At 46.8% G+C, this 9968-nt stretch carries 7 protein-coding genes and 1 pseudogene; 4 read left to right on the top strand and 4 right to left on the bottom strand.

Annotation, left to right across the window (positions count from 1 at the left end; translation table 11 throughout):
- Positions 1-310: 310 nt before the first annotated feature.
- Entirely contained in the window at positions 311-1339 is a 1029-nt protein-coding gene (locus QUB33_RS28125) for a hemerythrin domain-containing protein (RefSeq protein WP_333357516.1), read from the bottom strand.
- A gap of 302 nt (positions 1340-1641) precedes the next feature.
- Between QUB33_RS28125 and QUB33_RS28120 the strand changes: the two genes are divergently transcribed.
- Positions 1642-2907 carry a pitrilysin family protein gene (locus tag QUB33_RS28120; protein ID WP_333357513.1) on the top strand — a complete coding sequence of 422 codons (1266 nt, stop codon included), beginning with the start codon at positions 1642-1644 and terminating at the stop codon, positions 2905-2907.
- 260 nt (positions 2908-3167) lie between these two features.
- The gene (locus QUB33_RS28115; RefSeq protein WP_333357510.1) at positions 3168-4436 is read left to right on the top strand and encodes a pitrilysin family protein; all 1269 of its coding nucleotides are present in this window, start codon (positions 3168-3170) and stop codon (positions 4434-4436) included.
- Positions 4437-4814: 378 nt separating this feature from the next.
- Here the strand turns inward: QUB33_RS28115 and QUB33_RS28110 are convergent, their stop codons facing one another.
- Together QUB33_RS28110 and QUB33_RS28105 are read right to left on the bottom strand one after the other, a co-directional pair.
- Positions 4815-5366: a hypothetical protein gene (locus QUB33_RS28110; protein ID WP_333357507.1), complete on the bottom strand. Its 552-nt coding sequence runs from the start codon at positions 5364-5366 to the stop codon at positions 4815-4817.
- Positions 5367-5535: 169 nt separating this feature from the next.
- A complete protein-coding gene (locus tag QUB33_RS28105; protein WP_333357504.1) occupies positions 5536-5676 on the bottom strand; it encodes a hypothetical protein in 141 nt (46 codons plus the stop codon).
- Positions 5677-6132: 456 nt separating this feature from the next.
- Here QUB33_RS28105 and QUB33_RS28100 point away from each other — a divergent pair, with 456 nt between their 5' ends.
- On the top strand, positions 6133-7953 hold the full coding sequence (locus QUB33_RS28100) for an efflux RND transporter periplasmic adaptor subunit (RefSeq protein WP_333357501.1): 1821 nt from the start codon (positions 6133-6135) through the stop codon (positions 7951-7953).
- Positions 7954-8076: 123 nt separating this feature from the next.
- Entirely contained in the window at positions 8077-9342 is a 1266-nt protein-coding gene (locus QUB33_RS28095; protein ID WP_333357498.1) for an ABC transporter permease, read from the top strand.
- Between the two features lie 68 nt (positions 9343-9410).
- Here the strand turns inward: QUB33_RS28095 and QUB33_RS28090 are convergent.
- Positions 9411-9878 (bottom strand): annotated as a pseudogene (locus tag QUB33_RS28090) (Uma2 family endonuclease); the annotation flags it as partial.
- Positions 9879-9968: the final 90 nt, after the last annotated feature.

The raw sequence follows: 9968 nt of genomic DNA, 5'->3' as shown, positions 1-9968 counted from the left end.
AATGGTTATCAAATGGGAGCGAAAAATCAAAAATAAAGGCAATGCTATTTTATCCGGTTTAGCTGCGTAGCAGCTTAACCTACGCATTTAAATGGCATGGTAAAAGTTTCTTTTACTCTGGTGGGGGGCAGGAAAGTCCGCCATCTAAATACAATTTAAATGGACAGGAGCTTAACAGATTTGATATTTGTTGTTGAACATTGGTGACTTTTCACAAAACAGTAATCCCGCTACGTGGGTAGCGGGATTGATAGGTTGCAGTTTAGCTAGTTTTTAGCTCACCTAGAGCTACAATTAGCTCGCTGCTGAATTATTTCATGTTAGCCATTTCTTGCTGGATCGTGCTTTTGGCTGCTTTGAATTGAGTAGCCATTTGTTCCATTTGTGCTTCGCTCAGGTTGCGGCGAATGTGAGGGAACATATCGTTTTCTTCTTGTCGAACGTGATCTTGAACCGCTGTTTGGAGCTGTTTGATTTGGGCTTTGAAATCAGAGGAACTGGGGTTGAGAGCCTTAATTTGGGCGAGCATCTGCTTCATTTCTACTTGCTCGCTGTACAGTTCTTGAGTATTGCCGTAGTAGCTGCGAACTGCTGGATAAACAACTTGTTCTTCTGCTTCGGCGTGAACGCTGAGGTCTTTGTAAAGTTGACCGAAGAATTCTTGCAGTTTTTGAGGATCGTCGGTGCTTGCGATCTCCATAAATAGGGTATCGGTTTTGCGGTGATCCATTGAGATGATTTCGGTGATGTTCATCTCATCTTTGCTGCGGGTAACTGCACCGCCGATGATGCCGGTCATTGCTGCCATTGCATCTTGCACGCGCGCCCAAACGCCTTGGTCGGGGTCTTTGCCGGTCAGTTCGCGTACGCCCAAGATTTCCATAACTCCTTTGAGTTGTTCTTGGTGAGCGCGGTTCTCAAAGTTAACTGTGTTGAGGGGGGTAATGGCAGCTTCGATGTCGGCGCCGACTACTTGAGCAGCTTTGTGAATTAACAAACCAGCCATTGTTTGTTTGTGTTTGAGCAGTTCGTGCTGGGTGACTTTTTCAAACAATGTGAGTTCAGAACCTTGCATGAGTTTCTGAACTTCTTCAATCATTTTTGTGCTGGTTTCTTTGGGCTCGGTTTGAATTCCGTATTGAACGATTACGGTTTCTAATACGCCCAAGTTTTTGCGATCGTCTTCGAGCATATCCCGGAAGCGCTGGGCTAGTTCGGAGTCGTTGCAAGAATTGATGAACAATTGCTCGTTGGCGATCAACAGGTTTTGCAGCGCTTTCATGTCTGCTAATTTAGTTGCGATCGCTTGGCGCTTGGTATCTTCTAGAGTAGCTACCATCTGTTGTTTCTCCTCTCAAGGTCGTTAGTGTTCTTACATCTCTTAATTTATTGATATATTCTGATAACATCCTCTTTCTCCCGACTGATTAATTAATATCCCGTGAAACCTATTGACTTTTGAGCAAAAAAATGGTAAGTATTTGAGACTGCTTGAAAAAAAGCAAAAAGCAAAAAACAACAGATGAGTAAGGATGAATGGCAGATGAGTGATGATTTCTGTATCAATTAATCCCGATCGCAGAGCTGTAAAGCGCTACCATAGTTGCAGCCGAAGTTAACTAAAGTTTAAGAATAACTAGCTTGTCTCAACTGCTCACTGCTTTAGAGTTCCCAGCCAATGTCTGGAAGCTGAATAATGGGTTAACGGTCATTCACCAGCGGATTTCGGCCACACCGGTGGTCGCGCTAGACGTGTGGGTGAGGGCTGGCGCTACGCTGGAGCCGGATTCATGGTCGGGAATGGCTCATTTTCTAGAACACATGATATTTAAAGGGACGGATTCGATCGCCCCTGGAGAATTTGACCAGGTAATCGAAAATCGCGGCGGTGTCGCCAACGCAGCTACAAGTCACGACTACGCGCATTTTTTCGTCAACGCTGCGGCTGATTATTTAGCAGAAACAGCGCAGCCACTGGCAGAATTGCTGCTGCGGGCTTCGATTCCAGATCGGGAATTCGATCGCGAGCGAGATGTGGTGCTCGAAGAAATCCGTCAAGCTCAAGACGATCCCGATTGGCTGGGTTTCCAAGCCCTGATGGAAACAGTTTACCAGCGACATCCCTACAGGCGCTCGGTATTGGGCACGGAAGAACTGCTGATGTCGCGAACTCCCTACGAAATGCGCTGTTTCCACCGATCGCACTATCAGCCGGAAAATATGACTGTGGTGGTAGTCGGGGGAATTGATGAACAACAGGCCAGAGATATTACGGGGAAAGCTTTCGAGCAGTTTTCCGATCGGTGGGATTGTCCCAAATTAACCGCAGAGGCGGAACCGCCACTGATAGAAATTCGCCGTCAGGAACTATGTCTCCCCCGATTGGAACAAGCGCGGCTGATGATGGCGTGGACGGGCCCGGGAGTTGAACACTTGCAAAGTGCTTGCGGCTTGGATTTGCTGTCGGTGTTGCTGGCACACGGGCGGACTTCGCGTTTAGTCAGGGAACTGCGGGAAGAATTACAATTAGTAGAGGCGATCGACAGCACTTTCTCGCTGCAACGGGAATCGAGTTTATTTACTATCAGTGCAGTCTTGGACGCAAAAGATATTGAACAGGTGGAATCTCGGATTTGCGATCGACTTTGGCAATTGCAGTCTGAGCCGGTTTCCGAGGTCGAATTGCTCCGCTGTAAGCGTTTGCTGTGCAACGATTTTGCTTTCTCGCTCGAAACGCCGGGACAGCTCGCGGGCCTTTACGGATATTACAATACGATCGCCACTGCGGAATTAGCGCTCAGCTATCCCACCAGGATTAAAGCATTTGGACCTTTAGACCTCCAGCGCCTAGCTCAACAATATCTCTCTCCCCGACGCTATACAGCCGTGGTACTCAAACCAATCTAATAAAGGTTGACGGTTGACGGTTGACGGTTAATTGAAAAAAGGTAAGAGAAAACTTGCAACTAAAACAGCAAGAGCGATGGTTACATTAAGTCACGATCGTTTTAAGCATATGTCATACAAAGTAGATTTAGGTGGATTCCTAGATTTACCGGGTTAAATGTATCTGTTACTGTGGTCAATAATCAACAGCGAACAGTCAGCAGCCAATAGCGAACAGCGAACAGCGAACAGTCAACAGTCAACAGTTAACAAAGAATTCAATGAAAAATGAAATCCAGCGCACGGTTTTAGACAACGGTATTGTTGTCTTAGCAGCAGAAAATCCAGCAGCAGATATTATTGCAGCTAGGATATTCCTGCGGGCCGGCAGTCGCTACGTGCAGCCGGAACAAGCAGGATTGTGTCACTTGCTGTCGGCGGTAATGACTAAGGGAACCGATCGGCTGTCTTCGCGGGAAATTGCCGAGCGTGTAGAATCGGTGGGAGCGAGGTTGAGTGCCGACTCTACTACAGACTATTTTTTAGTGAGTTTGAAGACGGTTTCTGCGGATTTTGAGGAGATTTTGGAGTTGGCGGCGCAATTGACGCGATCGCCGAATTTCCCGGAAGCTGAAGTGGAACTCGAACGCCGCATTGCCATATCGGCAATTCGATCGCAGCAAGAACAGCCATTTGCGATCGCCTTCGAGCAATTGCGGCACGCGATGTACCAGGAACATCCCTATGCTTTCTCTCCCTTGGGCACGGAAGCTACTATGTCAAAGCTCACCAGAAACGAGCTCGAAGAGTTCCACAAAACCTATTTCCGTCCCGATAATGTAGTTATTTCTGTAGCAGGCAGAATCTCGACCGAAGATGCGATCGCCCTGATTGATCGAACTTTTGGATCCTGGAAAGCGCCTTTAACACCCCTGCCAACTTTAACCGTCCCCCCTCTGTCACCTTCCCCTGAATCGGTCGTTACAGCGCAAGATACGCAGCAATCAGTGATTATGCTGGGCTACCTCGCACCCTCGGTCAGAAATCCCGATTACGCAGCGATTAAGTTGCTGAATACTTATTTGGGTAACGGTTTGTCGAGCCGGTTGTTTGTGGAATTGCGGGAAAAGCGGGGCTTGGCTTACGACGTTTCCGCGCTCTACGCGACGCGCTTGGACACGGCTCAGTTTGTCGTGTACATGGGTACGGCGCCGGAAAATACGGCAACTGCTTTTGAAGGATTGCGTACAGAAGTCGATCGACTCGCCAACACCGAACTAAGCGAGGAAGAATTGCAAGCTTGCAAGAATAAAATGCTCGGTCAATATGCTTTAGGAAAACAAACTAATTCGCAAATTGCCCAAGTTTTAGGCTGGTATGAAATTTTGGGATTGGGGATTAAATTTGACCAGCAATTTCAAGAAGAAATTGCACAGGTGACAGCTTCACAAGCGCGGGATGCTGCTAAGAAATATTTTGTAGAACCGTATGTTTCTTTGGTGGGCCCGGAGGCGGCGATTACAGAGTTGGGTGTAGCGGCTGTTTGTTGAGTATGAAATTGGCGATCGAACTTTTGAAAAGTTCGATCGGTTTAGTCAAGAAGCACCCATAGAGGCTGGTGTGATTCTCAGACACTTGCAGCAAGGTGAAAGTGTCGTAAAGCCTCATTTATAGAGCAATACGGTTCAGATAAGAACAATCTGACTTCGTTTCACAAGTCTGTAACTCCCATAAATTCGTGAAATGAAATTGGTCGGAAAGCGCTAACCCAAGCGTATTGCGGTATAACGATGCCCATCACCCGCCCCAAATAACCTTTGCATCATAACCCCGATCAGCTCTCGGCGGTCGGTGTGCATAAGCGTTGTTAGAGGGCTGTAAGACAGCCAGACAAAACGATTAACTTAATCTTTCCTGACATACATATCCTACCAAGAATACCATGGGTGAAAACCAAAAGCTCCTGTCGATTTACTAATTATTAGATGCTGACTGTAAGGATAATTTCCTTCAGGGGTTAATACACCTACAGTCCAGGACTCATCATTGGCTATAACAATGTCAATATCATTTTGATAAAGTATTCTGCCTAGCAAATCTAGACCCATTTGAATCGCTAAATCCCTGTCTACACTTCCTATTCTTTGCTTATACCAGACTATTCGCTTTAATAACTCAAGCCATTCCTTCATTTCCTCTCGTTGAGATTTCTTAGCCAACGAGATGGCTCGATTTGCAATTTTTATCGCATCCGGTTTCTGATACAGGATTTCTTTTTTAAGATAGCGATCCATTATCTCTATAATATATAGAAATTTCGGACAGCTTCTGTCCTCTGCTAACTCAAACAGAAGTGGAAAGTAAATTTCATTCCCCAGAGTAAGGTCTTCATCTTGGTGAAGAATCAGATTTTCGTCATAAGCCCATTGGCGTATCACAATATCGTCAATAAGGTAGCCATCGTAATAGTAATGATCCATATACTTGAGACTCCTAGCTAACCTCTAACTTCTTATTAGGCGGAAACTTTCGGTATAAACACCCTGGAGGGAGATAGGCGGAAACTTTCCGTATATCCTCTAGATAACAGCAAGAAACTTTTTGAATATCCTGCCTATAGGGGCGATCGCCCGAAAGTTTACGGAATGCCTACAACTGCGCGTCTTGGATTAGCTCGATGACAACAAAACCGGGAACACTAGGTATATCTGAAAGACTAGAAAACCCAGTAATTGCAGGTGCATGACCCCCTTGAATATCAATTAAAACATCAGTCTCTAAAAGGTACATAGCGTTTCTTATGTTCGTGTCCGTGTCCGTGTTTGTGCCTGATGCCGCAGGTTTCGAGCATATACTTGACTATCGGTGATATAAGGTGGTGAGTTGATGACTCCTTCGCTTTGCCAATAAGCAACCAGCTCTGCTCCAGTTTTAGATGGGTTGCTCAGAACTTATCTGAGCTATAAAACACGTAGGATGTACTCAGATACAGGCAGTTTTAGCCGCAAAGCTTCACTAGACAGTTGACTTTCTAACTCCGGCCGCAAGTCTAAGTGAATGCTCATGTCTGCGTTGCTCATCGATCGAGATTCTAAATTAATCGTAGCTGATGCCCTGATTATCGAAAATTATCCGAAGATACCTGCACATAACGGCACAACCGAAAAAACATAATCAGACTTCTCTTGAACCTTTTCTGTTCCCGATCGGTCTAAATTGAACAGACGCCCGATATGTCTAATTTATATGTACTTAGTAAAGCACTTTCAGATAAAAAAAGAGCTGACTCCGTGGGTTAGCGGACTCCTCGCCGCTTCCCTGCTTGCAGGAGTCGGCTACACAGCTTACAGCCAACTCACAGTCAAATCCAGCCGCGAAACCAGGCGCAAGGAAAAAACCGTTGCTGTCCAAAGGCTGAACCTGCCGATTACAATTTCGGCAAACGGTACAATAGTGCCCGAACGTTCGGTTAACGTCAGCCCCAAAACTTCAGGAATGCTCAAAAGTTTGCTTGTCAAGGAAGGAGATAAAGTTGAAAAAGGGCAGATTCTCGCCTACATGGACGACTCCAACCTCCAAGGCCAACTTACCCAAACTCGCGGACAACTTGCAGCCGCGGAAGCAAACCTGCAAAAATTGCTCAACGGCACTCGATCGCAGGACATTGCTGTGGCTAAGGCGGTGTTAGCAGAACAACAGGCTAGTCTGGAAAAATTGCTCAACGGCAATCGAACCCAAGACATTGCTGTAGCTGAGGCACAAGTGGCTGAACAACAGGCAACCTTGCAAAAATTGCTCAACGGCAATCGAAGCCAGGATATTGCCGTAGCCGAGGCACAACTAGCTGAACAACAGGCAAATTTACAAAAATTGCTTAAGGGCAATCGGCCTGAAGACATTGCCCAAGCGATCGCCAAACTCAGAGATGCCGAATACGCGAAAAACCAAGCTGAGGAAGACTTTCAGAGAAATCAGGAACTCTATAATGCCGGAGCCCTTGCTTTGCAAGTTGTCAACAACTCCCGCACCGAGCGCGATCGAGCTCAAACGCAAGTCAGGCAAGCCGAACAAGCTGTAGCTTTGCTGCAAGCGGGTACTCGCCCTGAAGAAATCGCTGCGGCGCGGGCTGCAGTCGAGCAAAAACGGCAAGCTTTGACCCTGGCGCGATCGGGCGCACGCCCCGAAGACATCGCTGCAGGGCGGGCTGCTGTGGAGCAAAAACGGCAAGCTTTGACCCTGGCGCGATCGGGCGCACGCCCGGAAGACATCGCTGCGGGGCAGGCTGCTGTGGAGCAAAAACAGCAAGCTTTGGCGCTGCTAGAAGCTGGTTCTCGCCCGGAAGACATCGCCCAAGCCCGCGCCCAAGTTCTCGCCGCTAGAGGCAGCCTGCAAAGCGTTCAAGCGCTGATCGACGACACTGTGCTGCGGGCTCCTTTCACCGGCACTGTTACCCGCAAGTACGCCGATCCGGGCGCTTTTGTGACTCCCACTACCGCAGGTAGTGCGGTTTCTTCGGCGACTTCTTCTTCGATTTTGTCCTTAGCTTCCAAAAATCAATTAGTAGCAAACGTAGCAGAAACTAATATTTCTCAGATTCAGATGGGCCAGGCTGCGTCTATTCAAGCCGATGCTTTTGCGGGAAAGACTTTTGCAGGTAAAATTACTCAAATTTCGCCTCAGTCGATCGTCCAGCAAAATGTGACAAGTTTTGAGGTAAAAGCGGCAATTATTAATGATGATAAACAAATGCTGCGATCGGGCATGAATGTGAATGTTGAGTTTAAGGCTGGTGAACTCAAAAATGTTTTGGTAGTTCCGACTGCGGCAATTGTCCGTCAACAAAGGGAAACGGGGGTTTATGTTGCGGGTGGAGAAGATGGTAAACCTGCTTTTATGCCGATTAAGACTGGTATGACGGTGGATGACAAGACGGAAGTGCGATCGGGTTTGAAAGGAAATGAAAAAGTGCTGATGAGTTTCCCCCCCGGATTGCGGCCTAGATCCCAAAATCCATCGGGTGGCGGGATTCCGGGTTTGCAACCGGGTGGCGGAACGCGCTTGCGTTAGGGTTTTGATTTTTTTATTGAACCGCGAAGGCGCGAAGGGCGCGAAGGAGAAGAAGGAAGAAGGAAGAAGAAAGAAAGTTTTAATTGCCCGATGCCCAATGCCCAATGCCCAATAACCAATAACATGAAATTAAAGACTCGCCCCCGTACTAACAAAATCTCTAATGTTCAAATCGCGTTCATGGCGACAGAGGCGCTGTGGAATAATAAGTTGCGTACCAGTTTAACTATGCTGGGGGTAATTATTGGGATATCTTCGGTAATTGCCATTACTTCGGTGGGACAGGGTGTACAAAAATCAACTGAAGAACAGTTAAAGGCTTTGGGTACAAATGTGCTGTTGGTTTTATCCGGCGCTTCGCGATCGGGCGGTGTCAGTCAGGGAAGCGGTTCTGCTACTACTCTTACTTGGGATGACGCTAGGGCGATCGGCAAACAAGCTCCTGCAGTTAAGGCGATTTCGGCTTATTTGCAGCGCCAAGTGCAAGTGGTTTATGGCGGACAAAATTCATTTACTTCGATTTTGGGAACGGATTTAAACTATCCAGATGTGAAGAACATTCAACCCCAAGAAGGACGGTTTTTTAACGAGGATGAATTGAATGCTGCTGAGCCTGTAGTTGTCCTCGGTTCTAAGGTGCGGGACGAACTTTTTGGACCTGGAGCTAATCCGCTATCTTCCGATATTCGCATTCAGGGAAACCGCTACAAGGTCATTGGAGTGATGGAAAGCAAGGGGTCTGTAGGGGGAACCGATCAGGACGATCGAGTGTATATTCCTCTCAAAAATATGTCTTCGCGGATTGTGGGGAGAAATTCTTTAGCGGGGATTGCGATCTCTGGTTTTTGGTTGGAAACTGCGGGCGAAGCGGATTTAGCGGATGCTCAATTTCAAGTGGAAAATATCATGCGCTTGCGCCACAATATTTATCCGCCACAACCGGATGATTTTCGAGTTGTAAATCAAGCTGAGATCGTTAATACTTTCAGCAATGTGATAGGTTTATTTACGGTTATGGTGGGTGCGATCGCGGGAATTTCTTTGGTGGTTGGCGGCATCGGTATTGCTAATATTATGTTGGTGTCTGTTGTGGAACGCACTAAGGAAATCGGGATTCGCAAAGCGGTAGGCGCTACTAATGCAGCAATTCTAATTCAATTTATGGCGGAATCTATTTTAGTTTCCACGGTGGGGGGAACGGCGGGTATTGGGTTGGGAGTTGCGATCGCCTTTGGGGCCTCGACAGCGTTCAAATTTCCGTTTGTGGTTTCTGTATGGTCGATCGCGGCGGGTTTTGGGCTGTCTTTTACCGTCGGGTTGTTAGCTGGAGTATTGCCGGCTCGGAATGCCGCTCGCTTAGATCCGATCGCAGCCTTGCGGAATGATTAAATTTAAGCAATATAAGCTCTTGTGGGGTGGGCATCCTGCCCGCCCGAAAGCCTAAATTTTAATTCAGCTTATACTAAACCAGCTTCAAAAATCTGATTTGCAGTGAGGTTAAAGTCGGGAAAAGTTTGCGATACAATCCGATCGTTCTCTCGAAACTTGAGGACTTGATATTCACCATCAACCAAGTTACACACAGAAATTGTCGGTTGTTTGGGATTGCCAATAAAATTGCGTCCGCCCAACGCAGCATAATCCACAATCCAATATTCAGGGATACCCATCTCTTCATAATCAGCATATTTCAAATAGTAATCATCCCGCCAATTGGTTGACACAACCTCAATTACCAACGGTATCGACGCACCCAAACTGAGGACAGATTGTTTTTGCCACAAAGTTTCGTTCACCAGATTTCCACGATTCAGCACCAACACATCAGGGAAATAACCCGAATCTTTTTCAGGAGGCCTAACTATAACTTGGTTGGGGATACCGTATGGCAATCCGAGATGATTAATTTGAACAGCAATTGCGCTCGTAAGAAAGCCTGTAAGCTGTCAAACATCTAAACTGCATTAACTAAGTTACCTTTATTTTTTATTTTTCTGTTCCATTTAATAATTAGT

Origin of the sequence: Microcoleus sp. B3-A4, assembly GCF_036705385.1 — a bacterium.
Lineage (GTDB): Bacteria > Cyanobacteriota > Cyanobacteriia > Cyanobacteriales > Microcoleaceae > Microcoleus.
The sequence above is the reverse complement of the archived record's forward strand: the minus strand, read 5'-3'. Positions and strand labels throughout refer to the sequence as shown.